Source organism: Chitinophaga sp. SVR4-12A, assembly GCF_056754765.1.
On sequence record NZ_JBPGWP010000001.1, the window covers coordinates 1,604,298 to 1,623,300 of the forward strand.

The window sequence follows — 19,003 nt, forward strand, 5'->3', positions numbered from 1 at the left end:
AAATTTAAACTCATGCGTACAAGATACCTTCTTATCATACTCTGTTTACCGCTGCTGATGGCCGGCTGCCTGAAAGATGTAAACCCCAGCGATGCGTTGAACACCGGCCAGCTCACCGGCACACAACAGGGCTTACAGCAGGCATTGAATGGCGCCTATGCCCTGTTCAAGGACCACGTGTCCTTTAACGGAACAGTGGATGGCAATAATATGTACCTGCGCCAGTACTTCCAGCTCAGCGATTTCGCTTCGGATGATATTGTCTGCGCACAAACCACCACCGATCCGCTGTATTACAGCTTCTCGCTGGATCATACCGCTACCCAGACCAATAGCCGTTACTTCTGGTATATCTCCTACAAAATCATCAACGATGCCAACACGGTGATCGAATCAGCGGAGAAGATTGCGAATCCAGACGATAATGTGAAGCAGCTGGTGGGCGAATGCTATTTCCTGCGCGCCTTCTGCCATTTCAGCCTGGTGCGCCTCTTTGCAAGGCCATATACCCAGAACGCGGGCGCCGACGGCATCATCCTGCGTACTTCCACCAGCGATGAAGCATTAAAAGGAAGATCCACTGTAGCGGAAGTATATGCCTCCGTGATAGCAGATGCACAGAAAGGCGCTGAGCTGATGAACCGCTCCCGCGGTGTACAATTCGGCTCCAAAGAAGCTGCCTGGGCCCTGTTGTCAAGGGCATACCTCTATAAGGGAGATAATGACAGCACTGCGTTTTATGCGGATAAAGTGATCGGCTCCAACCGTTTCTCCCTGGAAACGGCGCAAACCTTCCCGCAGCTATTTGCCAATGCCATGGCAGGTAAAGAAACGATCTTCTGCATCGCCTTCACTACTGCGGATGATTATGGCAAAGCCGGTTCTATTGCCTCTATGCTGTATTCAGACGGTAACTCAGGCTGGGGAGAAGAATTCGCTTCCCAGTCCCTACGTGATACTATGTCTGCACATCCTGAAGATGTACGCTGGTCCTATATCGAAGCTTTGAAGGATGGCAACGGCGTCATCCAAAAGAAGAACGGTATAGAAACCTACTACATCACCAAATTCTCTTTCCAGGGTGGCAGCCCCACGCTGAGCTCCCCTATCCTCTTCCGCCTGGCAGAGATGTACCTCAATAAAGCGGAAGCTGCTGCGAAGAAAGGGAATACAGCAGATGCGCTGGACAATGTAGATATGATCCGAAAGAACCGCGGTTTGCAGAATGCACTGTACAACCGCGTACTGCCCGCCGGTAAAACTGCGCTGGATATTGTATTGAAAGAAAGGCGCATCGAACTGGCCTTTGAAGGGCACCGCAACTTTGATGTATACCGCAACAAGCGGGATATGAACCGTACCTATTGGGGCTATCACCTACCTGGTCTGAAAGAGTCAGACATTAACCTGTCTGCCACTCCCACGGGTTATGCCAACATGACCATTAAATGGGACGCCAACAGGATCATTTACTTCATACCGATCGATGAAGTACAGACCAACAAACTGTGCAGGCAAAATCCTTAATCACTAATCCGTATTATCATGAAGATCATCAAATATATTTGCTCTGGCCTGCTGCTGGCTGCTGTGGCAGGCGGATGTAAGAAAGACGAAACAACGCCCACAGCAGACATCTTTTATACGGTGACGATAGAAGACAGGACAGTTACCTTTAAGAATGAAACCGCGGGCGCTGTATCTTACAAATGGGATTTCGGGGACGGAGAAACCTCCACGGAGGAAAGCCCGGTGCATACCTATCCCGGTAAAGGTAAATACGTGCCCACGCTTTATGCTACGAATAAAGACGGCGCAGTAGCCGAAGGATCCACCGTGATCTTTATCGCCAAAACATCGCCCGTTAAGCTGGACGACAACTCCTTTGCTGATTGGGATAATGTAACACAATATGTGGTGACGCCACCTGCTACTGAGCCCTACTTCAAAAAGATCAAGGTGGACTATGATGCGCAGTATGTGTACTTCTACATTGAAGGCGCCACCAAAAAGGCGAACGGCGACATCTTCGATTTCTACCTGGATACAGACAATGACGCAGGCACCGGGTATACCACGGACGTTACCGGCGCCGGCTTCGATGTATTACTGGAAGGCACCGTATTCGGCAACTGGCTGGATGCCTTCAACCACAAAGGCGCGCAGAATGCTTTTGACTGGGACCCAAGTGGCGCTACAGAGTTTTATAATATCGGCTACAACGCAGAAAGCGGCGGCACATTTAAATTTGAGATGCGCCTTAACCGGAGCAAGCTGAAGGGACTGGCGGCTGCAACTGCATTTAAATTTGCTATTTTCACTACAAAGAACGACTGGTCTGCCGGTCTTGGCCGCGTACCGTCTCCGGGCGGCGCTGCCATACAGGTTAATTTTGAATAAACCCTATGGATCAATTAAAAGCCAATAACAGGCTCCTCTCGCTCGATGTGATGCGCGGCGTTATCATGCTGCTGCTGGCTGCTGAAAGCTGCCGCGTATATGAATCCTTACACGAGCTGGAATGGGCTGGCCTGTTCAACAGTATCATCACGCAATTCTTTCATCATCCCTGGCATGGCCTGCGCCTGTGGGACCTGGTGCAGCCGGCCTTCATGTTCATGGCCGGAACGGCGATGTACATTTCAGTGGAGCGTAAACGCGCCAAAGGCGTATCTGAAAGGGATAATTTCCGGCATATCGCCATTCGCTGTTTAAAGCTCTTCCTGGCGGGCACCGGTTTACATTGCATCTATGCAGGCCGGATGGTATGGGAGCTCTGGAATGTGCTCACACAACTCTCCTTTACTTCACTGGTAGCCTATTTCCTGATACGACGCTCTTTCGGCGTACAGATCGGCGTAGCATTGGGGATGGTGCTCCTTAGCGAGATCCTATACCACATTGTACAGGTACCGGGCTTTGACCAGCCTTTTACCCAAGGGCATAACTTCGGCGCCTATATGGACACTTTGCTCATGGGCAAAATCAACCCGGATGGCTGGGTAGCCTTCAATTGCGTTCCCACCTCGGCACATACCATCCTGGGGGTAACCGCTGGTAAGCTGCTGATGCGGCCCTGGTCCAATGCCTTCAAGATAAGGGCACTGGCAATAGCGGGCGGTATTGCCCTCTTACTGGGTTATGGCCTGGACATCAGTGGCGTTTCACCGATCATTAAAAGGATCTGCACCGCAGGGTTTATCCTGACCTCCCTCGGCTGGGTTACACTAGTGCTTGCAGCGCTTTACTGGTGGATAGACATCAAAGATCACAAGCGTTTCACCTGGATAGCCGTTGTGGTAGGCATGAACTCCATCTTCATCTACCTCTTCTTTGAAACGGTAGGTGCACAATGGCTGAACAGTGCAGTAGGCGTATTTGTGAAAGGCTTTACGGGATGGCTGCAGGTACCTGCAAGAGGACAGGCGGTATTATCTGCCTTTGCGGTATGGGCCCTGGAATGGTATCTCTGTTATTGGTTGTATCAGAAAAAGATATTCTTCAAATTATAATCGCATGAGAAGAAGAGAATTTTTACGGAACACGGCAGCAGCAGGACTTGGCGTTTCCCTGCTGCACACACCTGCTAAACTGCTGGCAGCCGAAAAGAAAGCCAAAGTAAGATTAGGATTGATAGGTGTAGGCGCCCGCGGGCTCGGCCACCTGGAGCTGTGCCTTCGCCGCAGCGATGTAGAAGTGATCGCCATTGCTGATCCGGATACCGCATATACATTGCCCATCGCCAGGGATCTTATCAGCAAGGCCTATGGCACTAAAAAGGTAACAGAATACAGCAATGGTCCCGAAGACTATCGTAACCTGCTCAAACGCGACGATATCGACGCCGTGATCATCGCGACTCCCTGGGAATGGCATACCATACAGGCAGTAGCTGCCATGAAAGCCGGTAAGACACCCGCTGTAGAAGTATGCGGTGCATCAGACATCCAGGAGTGCTGGGAGCTGGTGAATACCAGCGAAGCCACGGGCGTACCCGTGTTCGGCATGGAGAACGTATGTTACCGCCGTGATGTCATGGCAGTGCTCAACATGGTACGGCAAGGCCTCTTTGGAGAGCTGATCCACCTGCAGGGCGGTTATCAGCACGACCTGCGGGAGGTGAAATTCAATAACGGCAAACAATACTATGGCGGCGGTGTGGAGTTCGGAGAGAAAGCACTGTCAGAAGCCAAATGGCGCACCAACCATTCCGTGCATCGTAACGGTGATCTTTATCCCACGCATGGATTAGGACCGGTAGCCAATATGATCAACATCAACCGTGGTAACCGTTTGCTTACGCTGACCTCTGTGGCGACAAAATCCCGTGGTCTGCATAAATATGTAGTAGACCATGGCGGCGCTGATCATCCCAATGCAAAAGTGGAGTTCAAGCTGGGAGACATCGTCACCTCTCTGATTAAAACCAATAACGGCGAAACGATCATGCTTTCACATGATACCAACGCTCCTCGTCCCTACTCCCTGAACTTCCGGGTACAGGGCACCAATGGTTTATGGATGGATGATGTACAATCTGTGTATGTGGAAGGCAAAAGTAAGCCGCATACCTGGGAAAAGGCCGGCGATCCATCTGATGCAGGCAGCTACATGGGCAGGTATGATCATCCGCTCTGGAAAAGGTATGCCGGCGATGCAGCCGGTGCAGGGCACGGTGGAATGGATTGGTTTGTGCTCAATTCCTTTATTGAAAGCAACAAACGCGGAACACCCTATGCCCTGGATGTGTACGACCTTGCCACCTGGTATGCCATTACGCCGCTGAGTGAACAGTCTGTGGCAGAAGGAGGCGCGGTTCAGTATATACCGGATTTTACAAGAGGAAAGTGGATAGATAGAAAGCCGGTGTTTGGATTGGATGGAGAGTACTAGGAAACGGCTTCAAAACATTTTTGCTCTCCGGTGGTAATCTGCCGGAGAGCAAAATATTTAATAGATTAGAAAGCACATTAAAATCTTATCTTTCAGATAAGCATTATGGCGACGATGTTAAAAAGATCCTCATAGGCATTTGTTGCATGAGCGAGCAGGCACTTAACTATCTATTTCACCAGCTCATTTTTAATGATCCACAATCTGAGTGGTGTTGTATCGTTCAGCTCGCGATATAAAATCAGATCGCCAATCTTACTTTCACTCAGGCTATCGGATGGCTTTATCACTGCAAATTGGTAGAAATTCTTTTCTGTATCAGAAAACGTAATAGTATCGTTCCCGATGGCATATTGCCCTTCCGTCTCCGTGACGCCAAAACAACCATCCCTTTTACGAAATCTTTTATTCTTTTTAAGTTGGACAGTCGTCAGGCAATTGGCAACTCCTTCTCTTTGGGCAACCAACAGGTCTTTACTGTCAAAACGCTCAAAATCGATTATGCCGGTAGGCCTGTATCCTACAAAGAATATCACCACTGCCGCTACGGCAATGGTGACAAATCGTTGTTTGTTCCTAAACTTTTCCTCCGATGCATAAGCTACCTGTAACACAAGCGCCACAATTAACGCCCCATACACGATGACAAGCAATAGCAACACCAGCAAATTCCAAGGGGTCGGTATCGTCCCGAACCAGAAATAACCTGTATTTACTATCAGGAAAAAGATAGTAGCTGAAATGAGCAGTGTCTGACGCTTCAAAGGTATAGTTTGCTCAAATATAACTATTCTTCATGAGCGTCCTGCTCCCTCACCTGCGCCTGCTTATAAAAAAACCCGGCGCCGGCTCCTAAAGCCGTTAACACCAACCCATCATACCATTCCAGGCTACCATGGCCGGTTATTTTAAAGAAGAAGTAAAGTATACCGGCTGTTAAACTAAGTGCGCAGAACATGAGGTTCTTAAAAACCTCTCCCTTCGGTTCGTATTGTGGTATCAGATTGTCCATACTAATTGATTCTTTGTTTAAGCTAATAATTATCTCCGGTTTCAACTCCGCAAGCCTTGTGCCAGGGCACAATAACTGCAATAATTGCAGCAGCCCCTGCCAATTAGTACCTGACAGGGGCTGCAAACTGTAATTTTTTCAGCGGAGATATGTCAATAGAAGTACTCTTCGTAGACAATCTTGCCATCTTTTACCCTGAACATACAGAGTTCATCCAGCTTGAAATAACCAATGTTCTTCAACTCAAACTCCTGGGTGAGCCTGAAGCTGAAATAGTTACCCGCTACGAGCGGCTCAGATACCTTCTTGCTCAACACCTTTTCTATCAACTGGTGGAACTGCTGCGCACGGGCGATAATAGCTGTAAGGCCTTGCGTTTCTCTTTCGCCCAGCTGACTGTCGCGCGGCTCGTAAGCCACTACATCTTCCGCATATAGCTCGTTATAGTTAGCGAAGAAATCACCGCTGAGGCAATTGGCTATGATCTTATCTGCTATTGCTTGCGTTGTCATTTGATTATGATTTACGGTCATTAATTGCCTGCAAGCTAAATCATAATCAAAGCTTCGAAAGGATGGCGGCGCGCCAATTTAAGGGTGTTTTTGTGCCAATGCACTTTACCTGCGTGCTCTTGATATCAGCCAGATGATCAGGCCCACCACGACCACCACCAACAGGATACCCGACCATACCCCGGCCTTAAAGATTCCGCCTATTATTTCACAACCGGCAAGCGCCATGGTAAGAAAAGCCAATATGCCATAAGTAAGCTGCTTCATAAACATTCCTTTTTGTTGATATCAGATCAGTTACATATTCTGTGCCGCTACGCTTCCCCTCGCTAAACCACTACTGTTGAGTAAATTATTCTACATACAAATCCTTATCTTCGGGGGTAAACCTCACCTGATTGCTCATGAGAATAGCTACTTATAACATAAACGGCGTGAACGGGCACCTGCCTGTACTGCTGCGCTGGCTGAACGAAACAACGCCGGATGTTGCTTGTTTGCAGGAACTGAAAGCTCCACAGGAAAAGTTCCCGGAACAGGCCATCAGAGATGCCGGCTATGATGCCATCTGGCACGGACAAAAAAGCTGGAACGGCGTCGCTATCCTGTCGCGTGTAGGCAAGCCGCAGGAGATCTGCCGCGCCCTGCCCGGCGACCCGGAAGACCTGCACAGCCGTTATATAGAAGCATTGGTGAACGGCATCCAGATCGGTTGCCTGTACCTGCCCAACGGCAACCCTGCTCCCGGCCCTAAATTCGATTATAAGCTTGGCTGGTTTGAACGGCTTCAGGCCCATGCCGCACAACTCCTGGCATCCAAACAGCCGGTAGTGCTGACCGGCGATTATAACGTAATGCCTACCGAACTGGATGTATACAAACCGGAAAGCTGGGTAGATGATGCCCTGTTCCGCCCCGAGACACGTGCAGCCTTTAAAAAGCTGGTGGATCAGGGGTGGACAGACGCCATTCGCAAACTCTATCCCGAAGAGAAGATCTACACCTTCTGGGATTACTTCCGCAATGCCTACGGCCGCAATGCAGGCCTGCGCATTGATCACTTCCTGCTCAGCCCCAATGTAAGCAGCAGGCTCAAAGCAGCCGGTGTAGACAAGGACGTACGCGGATGGGAAAAGTCCAGCGACCATGCGCCGGTATGGATCGAGCTTGCAGACAAATAACTACTTCAAGAGGAATACCAGGTGGTGTGTGGAAGTATCATTACCTTTCACACGCCACTCCTGCTGTTGCAGGGGATGATTATCCTTCGCTATCCAGCACAGCTTCCAGCCGGCCGGAATGATTTTAGCAGCGGAGTTAAGAGTAGTGATCAACGAAGGATCAGCAGAAATAAACGGTTTGAGAAACACCTGGTAGCCCGGCTGCTCCATCCCCGCAGCATCCTTCACTTTTACATCTACCGGCACCAGCTCCTTACCCAAACCACAAGCCATATACTGCAGCCGCACATCCTCCCTGATAAAAGCCAGCGTTTTACCAAGCGTGTCTGCTATTTTGCCGAACAGCTGAAGATCATTGGGGGCATTCTTCGCCTGCATAGCGGTATCAAACCATAGCAGGATCTGTTGGTAGTTGTCTAGTGTTTTGCGGTAATCTTCAGAACCATCCGGAGGCGTATGATTGCCAGGCAGCCTGGAAACGGTTCGGCATCAGAGTCAGTATATCATTCACCTGGCTGTTGATAGTATCCAGTTGTTCCCGGGCCGCGGGGCTTAAAGCCTCTTCACGGTCATCACTGAGATGGCGGGCATAGGAAGCAATTTCGCGGAGATGCTTCATCAGGTTTCTTTCTGAGGGCGTCTTTCCCCAAAGCGCCTGTCCTTCGCAGCAGCTGGGAACAGGGAACAACACTACAAACAGGAGTATTACATGCTTCAGGATATGTCCATTCATATAGGAACAATTATACTATTAACAATATCCTTCAAACAAGCGTAGCAACGTGGACTGGGGCTTTATCCTAATATAAAAAATATCCGCCGGAAGTGCAAATAATTAAGCTATAAAATGGGGTACAGCATTCCTGTAAAGGCGATCATAACCAGGAAAGTGATCACCGCGCCGGCAATACATATTCCCATTGTTTCTCTTTTATACTTTTTGCGAAAGACTTCCGGGGCAACGGTAACAGTGTTCAACTGCTCCATTCGCTTTATATAATGCACACAGGCAATATGTGCAAACACGCATACCAGCGACAGTGTATAATAGGGAATAAAGAATAGCTTCTCCGGGTAACGGTTGGCTACGCCCGCGGCAAAATAAAAATCGGTCTGAACTCGCCACTGGTACCGCCCCAGCAGCACTGCCCGTACATGATAGATCATGAAAAAAAGAAAGGTATAATCCACTCAACACCTGTATGATCACATAAAACGGTTGCCGCCGGAAACCCTTGCTAAAAACCAGCCATATGCCGCTCATGACCTGGAACAGCACACATAGCAGCAATAATATTTCAACCGGAAGAAACCGGTAAATATGCCTGAAACACTCCATAACGGCAATATGCAGACCTGGGCCGCCAAGCGCAAACAGGTGATTGGTAATATGCAGCACCAGGAAGCATGCTATCGTGATCCCTGATAAACGATGAAGACTTTTAAAGGAAAAAGGCATAAGGTAAACGTGAAATTTTCGTAAAATTATAATTCTCCCTTTGCCGGAAGGTGGTTCTTTGTTCAAAACTAGTGTACAAAATGTTAACCGGACGCCATTTTTCGACCGGCTTAACAGACGAATTCTTCAATTTCGTCGCAAAATTCCCATTCCATGGGCAATTACTTGATATATTGCGGCCATGAATGGTGAATGGTATACCAGAAAATGGGTTGCATGGAGCTTGCATGTTCTCTTTTGGGCCCTTTTCTTCGTATTTCCTTACTTGCTGCGGCCGGACTTCGGTGATGAAGGCTCTAAACACGTGCCTCCGGATAAAACAGGTTTCTATATCCTGCATTTTCTCGATAACATGCTTCGCGTGCTGCTTTTCTATGCCAACGCACAGCTGCTGATACCGCATCTGGTTTACAAAAAGAAATATGGCCAATATGTGCTGTCGCTGATAGCTGCGCTGGCCGTCATGCTCGTATGCGACCGCTTCTTCTTCCTGCTCCTGGTGCCTGAATACAAAGAGCATTATAAAGTCTGGAACTTCTTCGCGTTCAACCTGCCCGTTTTCTTCTTTATCATTATTGCCTCTGCGGCCTACCGTATGATCCGCGACAGGATGGAGGAAAACCAGCGCGCCCGTGAAAAGGAAACGGAAAACCTGAAAACGGAACTGGCCTTTTTAAGATCGCAGGTCAGCCCGCATTTTATGTTCAATGTACTGAACAATATGGTGGCCCTGGCGCGAAAGAAATCAGATACGCTGGAGCCTTCGCTGATCAAGCTTTCCTCCCTGCTGCGATATATGCTCTATGAAACGCATGCCGACAAAGTGCTGCTGGAAAAAGAGGTGGAATATCTGCAAAGCTATATAGAGCTGCAGCGGCAGCGTTTTGGTAAAAAAGGTACAGGTAAACACCAGTTTCCCGGAGATAGCGCCCGGCTATACCATTGAGCCCATGCTGCTGATACCCTTCGTAGAAAATGCTTTTAAGCACGGCACCGGACTGGTGCCCGATGCACAGATAGACATACAGCTGAATGTGCAGCGGGGAGAGCTGGAATTCTCCGTGAGCAATCGCTACAGTGAAAGAGGAAATGAAGTCAAAGATAAGACAGCCGGTATAGGGCTCAATAATGTAAAAAGACGTTTAAATTTATCCTACGGAGGCAACCACACCCTGGTGATGGATAAAACAAATGGAACCTTCACGGTCTCACTTCAACTGAAACTGCATTAATGTTACGTTGTATCGCTATAGATGATGAAGAGCTGGCGCTCGAACTGCTGGAAGACAATATCCGCAAAGTGCCTTACCTGCAGCTGGTAGCCAGCTGCAGCGACCCGCTGGAGGCTATCCAGGTACTGCAGCAACAACCGGTAGACCTGGTGTTCCTGGATATACAAATGCCTGGCCTGAGCGGCCTCCAACTTATCCAGAGCAGTCCTGTGCCCTGCATGTTCATTCTCATCACTGCTTATGAGAAATACGCACTGGAAGGTTTTAACCTGAATGTAGTGGATTACCTGCTAAAGCCCGTAGAGCTGGACCGCTTCATTAAAGCCTGTAATAAAGCCCTTGAGCTGCATCAGCTGCGCAGCAGAAGTAAAAACGGCGGAGAGACGCCCGCTGCCGGCTACCTCTTTGTGAATGCAGACTATAGCCTGCTGAAGATCCAGAAATCAGATATCCGCTGGATAGAAGGCCTGAAAGATTATATCCGCATCCATCTCGACAGTTCGCCCAAACCGGTGGTGACCCGTATGAGCATGAAAGCCATTGAAGAAGAGCTCTCGCCTGCAGAGTTTATCCGCATCCATAAATCTTATCTGGTTTCCATCCACGCGATCACTTCCGTACGGAAGAACAGCGTCTTCATTGAATCAATGGAGCTGCCCATCAGTGAGAACTACCGGGAAAAGTTCTTCCAGCTGATCGGACGGACGGGATGATTTACAAGGCCTTGTAATCTTCTCTCACCGGACTGAAAACATCAAAGATCTTACAGTCTGTAAGCGCTACTCCGCTGTGCTCTACCCATGAAGGGATCACCGCCACCATGCCTTTAGTGTATACCTTGGTTTCGCCGCCAACAGTGAGCTCAAACTCACCTTCTTCTACCTGCGTTACCTGCTCATGCACGTGTTTGTGATTAGGCAGTACCGCCCCTTTCTCAACATCCCAGTAGCTCAGTGTCATGGAAGCAGTATGAACAAATCTTGCCCGGAAACCCGGTAGTATCTCTCTGGGAACAATCTCGTTTAACTGTATCATAAAAGGTTTTTGTGCCAGGCTAATTTAAGTATTAGACCGGTTTTTCGTCGCAGTATTTTACGCACTCATCTCATTTGTGCAGGCGCACTATATCTTTGCACCTAATTTTGCCACTGATGGTTCAAATCAAAAACGAGTACATGCAAAGAATACTATTCCTCCTGACCACCTTTTTAATAACGCTTTCCGTGGCGGCCCAGCCTCCAGCGGGCGCACCCGGCGGTACAAAAAGGCCGGCACCTCCCAGTGTCGGCCATATTTTTGGTAAAGCAATCGACAGCACCGGTAAAGGCCTCCGCGATGCCACAGTGGTGATATTACAATCCCAGAAAGACAGTGTGAGCGGCAAAATGAAGGACAAGCTGCTTAAAGGCACTACCACGCAGGCCAACGGTGATTTCAGCCTGGAAGACCTGCCGGTGACGGGCTCACTGAAGATCAACATCTCCGCTATCGGGTATGCGCCTTACCAGCAGACGGTATCCTTCTTTTCCAAACCGACTGGCGGTCAGCCATCCGGGCCGCCCAACTTTGACAAAGACCTGGGTAAGATCCAGATGAAGCCGGACGTAAGACAGCTGGCAGGGGTAAAGGTTACCTCCAGCGCCCCTGCCCTGCGCATGGAGATCGACAAGAAGGTCTTTAACGTGACCCAGAACATCGTAAGCGCCGGCGGTACGGCAGTAGATGTAATGAAGAACGTGCCTTCCGTAAACGTGGATATAGACGGCAACGTTACCCTGCGTAACGCCGCCCCGCAGATCTATATCGACGGCCGGCCCACTACCCTTACCCTGGACCAGATCCCTGCCGACGCCATCGAGAGCGTGGAAGTGATCACCAACCCTTCCGCCAAATACGATGCATCCGGCGGGAATGCAGGCATTCTGAACATCGTCCTCAAAAAGAATAAAAAAGAGCGGCTATAACGGCAACATCAACGCGGGGGTAGACAAACGCGGTGGTGTAAACGGAGGCGTCAGCTTTAACGTACGGCAAGATAAGATCAATCTTTCCCTGAGCGGTTTCGGTAACCAGATGAAGAACCGCAATAGCGGCTCCACAGATATCAGGAGCCAGCTTACCGACCCGGCACTGCTGGTTAGCCAGCGAAGCAATACCCGCATGAACGGCGGGTTCCTGTTCGGCCGCGTTGGACTGGACTATTTTGTGACCAACCGCACCACCCTGTCCATTGGGGCCATCAAAGTACATGGCAGCTTTGACCCGAAAGATGTGCTGCGGGCAGACAGCTCTTACGAGAACAGCAACTATATCAGCTACAGCGAAAGGAATACCAGGAACAAACGGGAATTCAATGCCAACGGCCTGCAGGGTGGATTTAAATATCTCTTCCCAAAACAGGGAGAAGAGCTGACCGCTGATTTCAATTACTTCTCCGGCAAGGCCAACAACAGCGCCTACTATAATACGGATGTGTTTACGGCTGCCGAAGGCGCCAAGACCGGCAACATCCAACAACAGATCCTGGGCAGCGGCTCTACCCGCTTCATGACCATACAGACAGATTATGTGAAGCCGCTCAAAGGCTCCTCCAAACTGGAAGCCGGACTGCGGGCACAGCTGCGCAAGATGAGCAATAACCAGGAGAATTATTACTACAACACTGCCAGCGGTGATTATCAGCTGGTGCCTTCTGCTACCAGCAATTATAAGAACAAGGATAATGTGTATGCCGCGTATCTCTCTTTCACCAGCGCCATCAAGGATTTCGGGTATAAAGTAGGACTGCGGGCAGAGCGTTCAGATTATACCGGTGAGCTGGTAGATACCAAACAGCAGTTTGTCAACAATTATCCCATCAGCCTCTTTCCTTCCATATTCTTAAGCCAGAAGCTGAAGAACAAGCAGGAAGTGCAATTGAGCTATACCCGCCGTATTAACCGGCCTTTCTTCCTGCAGTTGATCCCCTTCATTGACAGCACCGATCAGCTGAACTGGACGCGCGGCAATGCGGGCCTTAAACCGGAATTCACTAATTCTGTGGAAGCTTCCTGGTCCAGGACCTTCAGCGGTAACAATACGCTGATGGCGTCCGTGTATTACAAATACGCCACAGATCTCATCACCCGTTACCTGGACACGGTAACTACGGCATCCGGTAGCAGGCATCCGATCAGTACCTATGTGAATGCCAATTCCAGCCGTTCAATAGGCGCAGAGATAACTTCCCAGAACACGCTGACCAAATGGTGGGATATGAACACGAATGTGAACGTGTACAATTCCAGGATCAATACCGATAACATTGCAGGCGCTTCCCAGGATCCCATGTGGAGCTGGTTTGCCAAAATGAACAGCACCTTTAAGCTGCCGGCCAGTTTCAAGGTACAGCTGTCTGGTACCTACCAGTCCAAGACCAACCTGCCGGTGAACCAGGGTAATAACGGTCCGGGAGGCGGCGGTCCTTTCGGCGGCGGCGCCCAAAGCGCTGCGCAGGGTTATATCAAGTCCAATTATGGAATAGATATCGCCCTGCAGAAAAGCTTCCTGAAGAACAATGCGGCTTCCATCACCTTCAGTGTGAATGATATCTTCCGTACCCGCCGCTTTGACCAGTTTTCAGAAAGCAGCTTTTATACCCAGTACAGCCACCGCTTAGGGGATGTACCTATGTTCAGGCTGAACTTTGCTTACCGTTTTGGACAGATGGATATGTCGCTCTTCAAGCGTAAGAACACGAAAGGTGAGGCAGAAGGCGCACAAGGCGCCATGCAGGGTATGCAATAAGCAAAAAGAAAAATTATCTTTAGGGTACTATTTGGTACCATTATGAGCAATCCGGAAAGGCCATACCAGCCCATTGACTGCAATTATTATGACCGCCTGGAAGCCTGGGCCACGATGCACACCATTTGCAAGATCGTCTTCTTTGATGATAACGGTGAGCATGCCGAGGTGTCTGCCAGGATTGAGGATGTGTATACCCTCAACAAGGTAGAATATATGCGACTGGACAATGGGCTGGTATTGCGGCTGGATACGCTGGTGTCAGTGAATAATGTGCCCCTGCCGGATCATTGCTGAAACATGAACATTGGCTAATCAATAAACCCGCCTCAATGGAAACCACCCACACTGTCCTCCGTCAATTCAACGATACCATTAACCAGTGGATCGCCTACCTGGATGATTATACGATAGACATGCTGCAACGTCAGCCTCAACCGGGCTCCTGGTCCTTAGGACAGGTTTACGTACATATCATAGATGATACAAGCTACTTTGTTGAGCAAATCGCCCTTGCCTTGTCTACCCATGACAACAGCGATAAAGAAATGCACAAGCATGCTAAATTCATATTTGCGAACAATGGTTTCCCCGATATAAAGGTAGAAGGCCCCTCCACCAATGTAAGCATCCGCCAACCCGCGGATAAGACAGCGCTGTTACAAGACCTGGCCACCATCAGGGACAAGGTAAATGCACTGTACAACACCCACGATTTCTCTACCGCCACCGGCAAGACCCAACACCCCGGATTTTGGTTCTTTAACGCCGCCGAATGGCTGCAGTTCGCTGAAATGCATATGCGCCATCACTTCAGGCAGAAGAAAAGGATTGATGATCAGCTCTTTCTATAATTCCTATCCCCTTTCAGCCCTTTATAACGATTAAATAATCTTTAATTAAATTAAATCCTTCGCTTAACGAAGGTTAAAAAACCTTATTTTTATATATAACTGTAGCATTTTTTAAATCCCACCCTTAAACCCAATTACTACCAATGAGAAAACCACATGCAAAACTGCATGGCGCACATGCTATGCCATTTACCGCCCTGTGCCTGGCCCTTACCGTCGGCATTACCGCGTGCAGAAAAAATGATCGCCCCAAGCTTCCTGAGCCTGCCGTAGAAGCTTTTACAGCTGGACTGGTTCCTAATGACGCTAACGAGATCAAGGTCATGTCTTTCAACATCCGGAAAACAGACACTGCGGATCCTTTCACCCTGGAGGAAAGAAAAAGCTATATCCTGCAGGTGATCCTCGATAACGATGTGGACGTCCTGGGTGTACAGGAAATGGCAGACAATGACATTGAAGCCTGGTTCAATATGCAACTGGCGGCCGCAGGTTACGGCGTGTATAACACCGGCGCAGCCAACGGTTCCCCCAAGTCCATCTTCTACAAGAACGCCCGCTTTACCCGTACCAATGCCGGTTGGTTCACCATGCATACACCCGACTACCGCAGCGGTAAATGGGTGATCCTGCAGGATAAGCTGACGCCTGCCAACAGCTATTTTATCGTGAACAGCCACTGGACCACGGTCAGTTCCACAGAAAGAAGCATGGACGCCGATACCGTGCTGAATGCGATTTTCACGAACAACACCCAGGACCTGCCGGTGATCTGCTTCGGTGATTTCAACGCCTTACCCGGCACGCCGGAGATCGTCAAAATAAAAGACGCCGGTAACCTCAATATGGTCGATGCGCTTTTTGACAACCAGGGCGATCCTACCTTTCATCGCTGGGAAGCCACCGGCACGAGTAAGATCGACTACATCATGAGCACACGCAACCTGGCCTTCACCAGCTCCAAAGTAGTGACCACCAGCTTTACCGTAAACGGACAAACGCTGTGGCCTTCAGATCACTTCCCGGTAATGGCATCCTATATCCCCTCCGTATTTGGGAGCGCCCACACGGATGCCAATGGTAAAAGCGCCAGCTCGCTGACCAATTTCTATTTTGCTGATGTGAACGGCGACGGCAAAAAAGATAAGATCTACTGGAACCGCACTTATGACGGTGGCCGCCCGCAGGTATTCCTCTCTAACGGCAACGGCACCTTTGCTGCTTCTGCCGTGGTACATGCTGCCGGCGCCTCCGCCCTTGCCACTACCCGCTATCACTATGCGGATGTAAATGGCGACGGCAAAGCAGATGAGATCCTGTGGGACCCTACCACCAATGCAGGGCACACACGCGTGTACCTGGCCACCAGCAATGGTAGTTTCAGCGCTACTGCAACAGATAATCCCGAAGGCACCAGCGCAGGCGCTACCACTGTGTATAATTTCGCAGATGTGAACGGCGATGGCAAAGCAGATAAGATCTACTGGAACGCCACTTTTGACGGAGGGCATACCAGGGTGTACCTCGCCACCTCTGGCGGTAGCTTCAGCGGTTCAGTTGTTTCGGGTACAGAAGGCGCCAGCACCACTGCGGGTACTACTTTTTATTATGCAGATGTGAATGCAGACGGAAAAGCGGATAAGATCCTGTGGCATCCTTCGCTGAACGCTGGTAAAACAATGGTATACCTGTCTGATGGCGATGGCACCTTCACGGCATCTTCCAGCTTCAGCAACTCCGGCGCTACCAGCGGATCCGCCGCTACCAGCTTCTATTTCGCAGATGTGAATGGTGATAACAGGGCGGATAAGATCTACTGGAACCCGGGCAATTACCTGGGAGAACCGAAAGTATATTATGCAGGTACCGACAATACTTTTACCGGGCCCGTATACTCGCTGAGAGGCACCTCGCAGAGTGAGAACACGCTCTTCTACTTTACGGATATCAGTGGTGATGGAAAGGCCGACCAGGTAAGATGGAACTATGGAGAGAACAGCGGAGAGCTGAGAAATTACTTTGCGAGATAAAGTCAGTTGACAGTTGTCAGTTGTCAGGGATTACAGCGGAGGCTATATTCGCTTCAATTACTGACAACTGACAACTGACAACTGTCAACTCATTACACCCACGCCGCCTGTATCTGGTTCACATTACCATTATTGATACCCGGGTTCTCTGTACCATACTGATGCCAGGTACCGTTGGTATCCTGCCAGGAGTAATTGATGGTGGCCAGGCCCTCGGCGAAATTAATCACGTCTGTCCAGGCGTCTACAGCCTGCCCGAAATCTGTTAATGCCTGCAGGTAATCATCGCTTGTCATATCATTTCCTACATCGCCCAGCTCTGTGCTTACGGAGGTGATCAGGTTGTTCATTTCGGTCCACATATTCTCGATAGTGGTAAGGGCATTCTGCGCCTCCACACTGGCTGCAACCAATGCAGCAAACTGTGTGCTTACCGCCTGCAGCTGGATCACATCCTGGTTAAGGCTGGAAATCTGGTCCTTCTCGGCGGTGATGGCGCCTTGCAATGCCTTGATGTTCTTGGAAGCGATCACCGTACCGGCAATAGAAGCGCCTGTGCCAGCCACCCCCGCAATGATAAGGCCCGCACCGATACCCTGCGCACCGGGGATGGCACAAACTACGCCACCGATTAATCCCACAAAAATGGATAAGGGGATCCCGATCTCTGACGCAGTCAATACGGTTTGGTAAGTGGCTATCTGTTGATTCATGCTGACAATATCGGCCTTCAGCTGTTCGATAGCGTCTTTATCACTGCCGGCATCCAGGAGAGCCGCGCCGGCTATATTATTGAGGGTGGCGGCATCCGCCTGTATGTTGCTAAGGAACTGATCCAGCTGTGAGTTGATGGTCGCAACGGTGGTCAGCTGATTTTTGATCAGGGTTTGTGTGGTGGCCAGCGCGTCTTGCACCCCCTGTAGCGCACTGGCATTATTGGGATCAGTGATCAGCTGTTTCAGGTAAGTTGTGATCAGGGTGTCCTCTGTGCCGAAGAGATTAGCCGCCTGGTTCATGATTGTTACCGGCAGCTGGGTCATGGATACAAAAATATCCGTTGACCAGTCCAGTGCATGCTGCTTTGCAGGAGCAAAAGAGCTGGCAAATTCAGCATAATCAGGCGGCGGTGAGTTCAGCACAGGTAATTGCTGGTTGGTAATGGCGTAGGCGTAGCTGTTAACAGCGATCAATGCATTGGCATAATCTGCCAGCTGCTGGCTCGTTGGTTGAGTAGTGGCCAGCAAGGAAGTACTTCTGAGTTTTGCAGGATTTTTCATCTTTCCAGGATTTTAAGTGATGAAATAATGTTGATGCCTGCAAGTTGCTGCATTCTCAGCGCCGCCTTCAGCGCAGAAGTACCCTTTTAAAAACCAGGTATTTCTACCTGCTCAGGCCACAAAAAGGCCGTAACGGATGGCGAACAGTACCAGTCCGGCGGTATTGCGGCAGCCCGTCTTCAGCAAGAGGTTATTGCGGTGCCCTTCTACCGTTCGCACGCTCAGGGAAAGCTTTTCCGCGATCTCGTTGTTATTATACTCCTGGCAGATGAGGCGCAGTATTTCCGTCTCGCGGTTGGTCAGTTCTATGGCGATAGCATTGATATTCTTCAGCTCAGTGGGCGGCTTCTTTACACGCTGCAATGCTTCGAACACCTGTTTGTTTACATAGAAGCCGCTTTTGTAAGTGGCCTCTATTGCCTGGATGAATTCCTCTTTCTCGCAGTTCTTGAAGAGATAGGCGGATGCACCGGCATTGATCATCCGGGAGATGATCCTTTCCTGCGTGTAGATAGACAGCACCACTACCTTGATCTGCGGATAGTTTGCCTGCAGCCGTTCGTTCAGTTCTACGCCGTTCATACCGGGCATGTCTATATCAATAAGGGCGATATCGGGTAGGGCAGTCATCCCCGCCAGGGCATGCAGTAATGCAGGACCATCGGGCGCCTCCGCTACCAGTTCTATTCCTGCATCCTGCTGCAAGAGCAAGGCCAGGCTTTGGCGGAATAAAGTGTGATCATCTGCAATGACAATCCTGATCATGT

23 protein-coding genes are annotated in these 19,003 nt (G+C 49.7%); 13 read left to right on the plus strand and 10 right to left on the minus strand.

The window, feature by feature from the left end:
* Positions 1-12: 12 nt before the first annotated feature.
* Genes ACR9Y8_RS06495 through ACR9Y8_RS06510 form a run of 4 tightly spaced genes read left to right on the plus strand, consistent with a single transcriptional unit; the run spans position 13 to position 4,893 of the window.
* The gene (locus ACR9Y8_RS06495; RefSeq protein ID WP_481212429.1) at positions 13-1,527 is read left to right on the plus strand and encodes a RagB/SusD family nutrient uptake outer membrane protein; all 1,515 of its coding nucleotides are present in this window, start codon (positions 13-15) and stop codon (positions 1,525-1,527) included.
* 18 nt (positions 1,528-1,545) lie between these two features.
* Positions 1,546-2,400, plus strand: a complete 855-nt coding sequence (locus ACR9Y8_RS06500; protein ID WP_481212430.1) for a PKD domain-containing protein — start codon at positions 1,546-1,548, stop codon at positions 2,398-2,400.
* A 5-nt stretch (positions 2,401-2,405) separates the two neighbouring features.
* Positions 2,406-3,512, plus strand: a complete 1,107-nt coding sequence (locus tag ACR9Y8_RS06505) for an acyltransferase family protein (protein ID WP_481212431.1) — start codon at positions 2,406-2,408, stop codon at positions 3,510-3,512.
* A 4-nt stretch (positions 3,513-3,516) separates the two neighbouring features.
* A complete protein-coding gene (locus ACR9Y8_RS06510) occupies positions 3,517-4,893 on the plus strand; it encodes a Gfo/Idh/MocA family protein (protein ID WP_481212432.1) in 1,377 nt (458 codons plus the stop codon).
* Between the two features lie 170 nt (positions 4,894-5,063).
* On the opposite strand, the gene ACR9Y8_RS06515 is transcribed toward ACR9Y8_RS06510, so the two are convergent.
* The 4 genes from ACR9Y8_RS06515 to ACR9Y8_RS06530 form a co-directional block, all read right to left on the minus strand.
* The gene (locus tag ACR9Y8_RS06515) at positions 5,064-5,657 is read right to left on the minus strand and encodes a hypothetical protein (RefSeq protein WP_481212433.1); all 594 of its coding nucleotides are present in this window, start codon (positions 5,655-5,657) and stop codon (positions 5,064-5,066) included.
* Between the two features lie 23 nt (positions 5,658-5,680).
* Complete coding sequence (locus tag ACR9Y8_RS06520) at positions 5,681-5,905, minus strand: hypothetical protein (RefSeq protein ID WP_481212434.1); 225 nt, start codon at positions 5,903-5,905, stop codon at positions 5,681-5,683.
* Between the two features lie 152 nt (positions 5,906-6,057).
* Complete coding sequence (locus tag ACR9Y8_RS06525) at positions 6,058-6,417, minus strand: SnoaL-like domain-containing protein (RefSeq protein WP_481212435.1); 360 nt, start codon at positions 6,415-6,417, stop codon at positions 6,058-6,060.
* A 105-nt stretch (positions 6,418-6,522) separates the two neighbouring features.
* Entirely contained in the window at positions 6,523-6,684 is a 162-nt protein-coding gene (locus ACR9Y8_RS06530; protein ID WP_481212436.1) for a phosphatidate cytidylyltransferase, read from the minus strand.
* A 137-nt stretch (positions 6,685-6,821) separates the two neighbouring features.
* Between ACR9Y8_RS06530 and xth the strand changes: the two genes are divergently transcribed.
* Positions 6,822-7,598, plus strand: coding sequence for an exodeoxyribonuclease III (gene xth, locus ACR9Y8_RS06535; protein WP_481212437.1), 777 nt, complete (start codon positions 6,822-6,824; stop codon positions 7,596-7,598).
* On the opposite strand, the gene ACR9Y8_RS06540 is transcribed toward xth, so the two are convergent.
* From ACR9Y8_RS06540 to ACR9Y8_RS06550, 3 genes are all read right to left on the minus strand, one after another.
* On the minus strand, positions 7,599-7,976 hold the full coding sequence (locus ACR9Y8_RS06540) for a hypothetical protein (RefSeq protein ID WP_481212438.1): 378 nt from the start codon (positions 7,974-7,976) through the stop codon (positions 7,599-7,601).
* Between the two features lie 58 nt (positions 7,977-8,034).
* Entirely contained in the window at positions 8,035-8,331 is a 297-nt protein-coding gene (locus tag ACR9Y8_RS06545) for a hypothetical protein (RefSeq protein WP_481212439.1), read from the minus strand.
* A gap of 107 nt (positions 8,332-8,438) precedes the next feature.
* Positions 8,439-8,765, minus strand: a complete 327-nt coding sequence (locus tag ACR9Y8_RS06550; protein ID WP_481212440.1) for a hypothetical protein — start codon at positions 8,763-8,765, stop codon at positions 8,439-8,441.
* 515 nt (positions 8,766-9,280) lie between these two features.
* Between ACR9Y8_RS06550 and ACR9Y8_RS06555 the strand changes: the two genes are divergently transcribed.
* The 3 genes from ACR9Y8_RS06555 to ACR9Y8_RS06565 are packed head-to-tail and all read left to right on the plus strand — an operon-like array spanning position 9,281 to position 11,002.
* Complete coding sequence (locus ACR9Y8_RS06555) at positions 9,281-10,003, plus strand: sensor histidine kinase (RefSeq protein WP_481212441.1); 723 nt, start codon at positions 9,281-9,283, stop codon at positions 10,001-10,003.
* A 4-nt stretch (positions 10,004-10,007) separates the two neighbouring features.
* Complete coding sequence (locus ACR9Y8_RS06560; RefSeq protein WP_481212442.1) at positions 10,008-10,289, plus strand: hypothetical protein; 282 nt, start codon at positions 10,008-10,010, stop codon at positions 10,287-10,289.
* On the plus strand, positions 10,289-11,002 hold the full coding sequence (locus ACR9Y8_RS06565; protein ID WP_481212443.1) for a LytR/AlgR family response regulator transcription factor: 714 nt from the start codon (positions 10,289-10,291) through the stop codon (positions 11,000-11,002). Before ACR9Y8_RS06560 ends, ACR9Y8_RS06565 begins: the two co-directional genes overlap by 1 nt.
* 1 nt (position 11,003) lies before the next feature.
* Here the strand turns inward: ACR9Y8_RS06565 and ACR9Y8_RS06570 are convergent, their stop codons facing one another.
* Complete coding sequence (locus ACR9Y8_RS06570; protein ID WP_481212444.1) at positions 11,004-11,324, minus strand: cupin domain-containing protein; 321 nt, start codon at positions 11,322-11,324, stop codon at positions 11,004-11,006.
* A 140-nt stretch (positions 11,325-11,464) separates the two neighbouring features.
* On the opposite strand from ACR9Y8_RS06570, the gene ACR9Y8_RS06575 reads away from it, so the two are divergent.
* The 5 genes from ACR9Y8_RS06575 (at position 11,465) to ACR9Y8_RS06595 (ending at position 16,959) form a co-directional block, all read left to right on the plus strand.
* Positions 11,465-12,253: a carboxypeptidase-like regulatory domain-containing protein gene (locus tag ACR9Y8_RS06575; RefSeq protein WP_481212445.1), complete on the plus strand. Its 789-nt coding sequence runs from the start codon at positions 11,465-11,467 to the stop codon at positions 12,251-12,253.
* Between the two features lie 109 nt (positions 12,254-12,362).
* Positions 12,363-14,075 (plus strand): outer membrane beta-barrel family protein, encoded by a 1,713-nt coding sequence (locus ACR9Y8_RS06580; RefSeq protein ID WP_481212446.1) that lies wholly within the window; start codon positions 12,363-12,365, stop codon positions 14,073-14,075.
* A 42-nt stretch (positions 14,076-14,117) separates the two neighbouring features.
* Entirely contained in the window at positions 14,118-14,372 is a 255-nt protein-coding gene (locus ACR9Y8_RS06585) for a hypothetical protein (protein WP_481212447.1), read from the plus strand.
* Between the two features lie 35 nt (positions 14,373-14,407).
* Entirely contained in the window at positions 14,408-14,929 is a 522-nt protein-coding gene (locus ACR9Y8_RS06590; RefSeq protein ID WP_481212448.1) for a DinB family protein, read from the plus strand.
* A 143-nt stretch (positions 14,930-15,072) separates the two neighbouring features.
* Positions 15,073-16,959 carry an FG-GAP-like repeat-containing protein gene (locus ACR9Y8_RS06595; protein ID WP_481212449.1) on the plus strand — a complete coding sequence of 629 codons (1,887 nt, stop codon included), beginning with the start codon at positions 15,073-15,075 and terminating at the stop codon, positions 16,957-16,959.
* Between the two features lie 92 nt (positions 16,960-17,051).
* Here the strand turns inward: ACR9Y8_RS06595 and ACR9Y8_RS06600 are convergent, their stop codons facing one another.
* Entirely contained in the window at positions 17,052-18,236 is a 1,185-nt protein-coding gene (locus tag ACR9Y8_RS06600; RefSeq protein ID WP_481212450.1) for a hypothetical protein, read from the minus strand.
* A gap of 111 nt (positions 18,237-18,347) precedes the next feature.
* The gene (locus tag ACR9Y8_RS06605; protein ID WP_481212451.1) at positions 18,348-19,001 is read right to left on the minus strand and encodes a response regulator; all 654 of its coding nucleotides are present in this window, start codon (positions 18,999-19,001) and stop codon (positions 18,348-18,350) included.
* Positions 19,002-19,003 lie beyond the last annotated feature (2 nt).

Excerpts from the sequence above, each read along its gene's own strand:
- ACR9Y8_RS06495 (WP_481212429.1), top strand. The coding sequence starts at position 13 with ATGCGTACAAGATACCTTCTTATCATACTCTGTTTACCGCTGCTGATG.
- ACR9Y8_RS06500 (WP_481212430.1), top strand. The coding sequence starts at position 1,546 with ATGAAGATCATCAAATATATTTGCTCTGGCCTGCTGCTGGCTGCTGTG.
- ACR9Y8_RS06505 (WP_481212431.1), top strand. The coding sequence starts at position 2,406 with ATGGATCAATTAAAAGCCAATAACAGGCTCCTCTCGCTCGATGTGATG.
- ACR9Y8_RS06510 (WP_481212432.1), top strand. The coding sequence starts at position 3,517 with ATGAGAAGAAGAGAATTTTTACGGAACACGGCAGCAGCAGGACTTGGC.
- ACR9Y8_RS06520 (WP_481212434.1), bottom strand. The coding sequence starts at position 5,905 with ATGGACAATCTGATACCACAATACGAACCGAAGGGAGAGGTTTTTAAG.
- ACR9Y8_RS06525 (WP_481212435.1), bottom strand. The coding sequence starts at position 6,417 with ATGACAACGCAAGCAATAGCAGATAAGATCATAGCCAATTGCCTCAGC.
- ACR9Y8_RS06530 (WP_481212436.1), bottom strand. The coding sequence starts at position 6,684 with ATGAAGCAGCTTACTTATGGCATATTGGCTTTTCTTACCATGGCGCTT.
- xth (WP_481212437.1), top strand. The coding sequence starts at position 6,822 with ATGAGAATAGCTACTTATAACATAAACGGCGTGAACGGGCACCTGCCT.
- ACR9Y8_RS06540 (WP_481212438.1), bottom strand. The coding sequence starts at position 7,976 with ATGCAGGCGAAGAATGCCCCCAATGATCTTCAGCTGTTCGGCAAAATA.
- ACR9Y8_RS06545 (WP_481212439.1), bottom strand. The coding sequence starts at position 8,331 with ATGAATGGACATATCCTGAAGCATGTAATACTCCTGTTTGTAGTGTTG.
- ACR9Y8_RS06550 (WP_481212440.1), bottom strand. The coding sequence starts at position 8,765 with ATGATCTATCATGTACGGGCAGTGCTGCTGGGGCGGTACCAGTGGCGA.
- ACR9Y8_RS06560 (WP_481212442.1), top strand. The coding sequence starts at position 10,008 with ATGCTGCTGATACCCTTCGTAGAAAATGCTTTTAAGCACGGCACCGGA.
- ACR9Y8_RS06565 (WP_481212443.1), top strand. The coding sequence starts at position 10,289 with ATGTTACGTTGTATCGCTATAGATGATGAAGAGCTGGCGCTCGAACTG.
- ACR9Y8_RS06570 (WP_481212444.1), bottom strand. The coding sequence starts at position 11,324 with ATGATACAGTTAAACGAGATTGTTCCCAGAGAGATACTACCGGGTTTC.
- ACR9Y8_RS06575 (WP_481212445.1), top strand. The coding sequence starts at position 11,465 with ATGCAAAGAATACTATTCCTCCTGACCACCTTTTTAATAACGCTTTCC.
- ACR9Y8_RS06580 (WP_481212446.1), top strand. The coding sequence starts at position 12,363 with ATGAAGAACCGCAATAGCGGCTCCACAGATATCAGGAGCCAGCTTACC.
- ACR9Y8_RS06585 (WP_481212447.1), top strand. The coding sequence starts at position 14,118 with ATGAGCAATCCGGAAAGGCCATACCAGCCCATTGACTGCAATTATTAT.
- ACR9Y8_RS06590 (WP_481212448.1), top strand. The coding sequence starts at position 14,408 with ATGGAAACCACCCACACTGTCCTCCGTCAATTCAACGATACCATTAAC.
- ACR9Y8_RS06595 (WP_481212449.1), top strand. The coding sequence starts at position 15,073 with ATGAGAAAACCACATGCAAAACTGCATGGCGCACATGCTATGCCATTT.
- ACR9Y8_RS06600 (WP_481212450.1), bottom strand. The coding sequence starts at position 18,236 with ATGAAAAATCCTGCAAAACTCAGAAGTACTTCCTTGCTGGCCACTACT.
- ACR9Y8_RS06605 (WP_481212451.1), bottom strand. The coding sequence starts at position 19,001 with ATGATCAGGATTGTCATTGCAGATGATCACACTTTATTCCGCCAAAGC.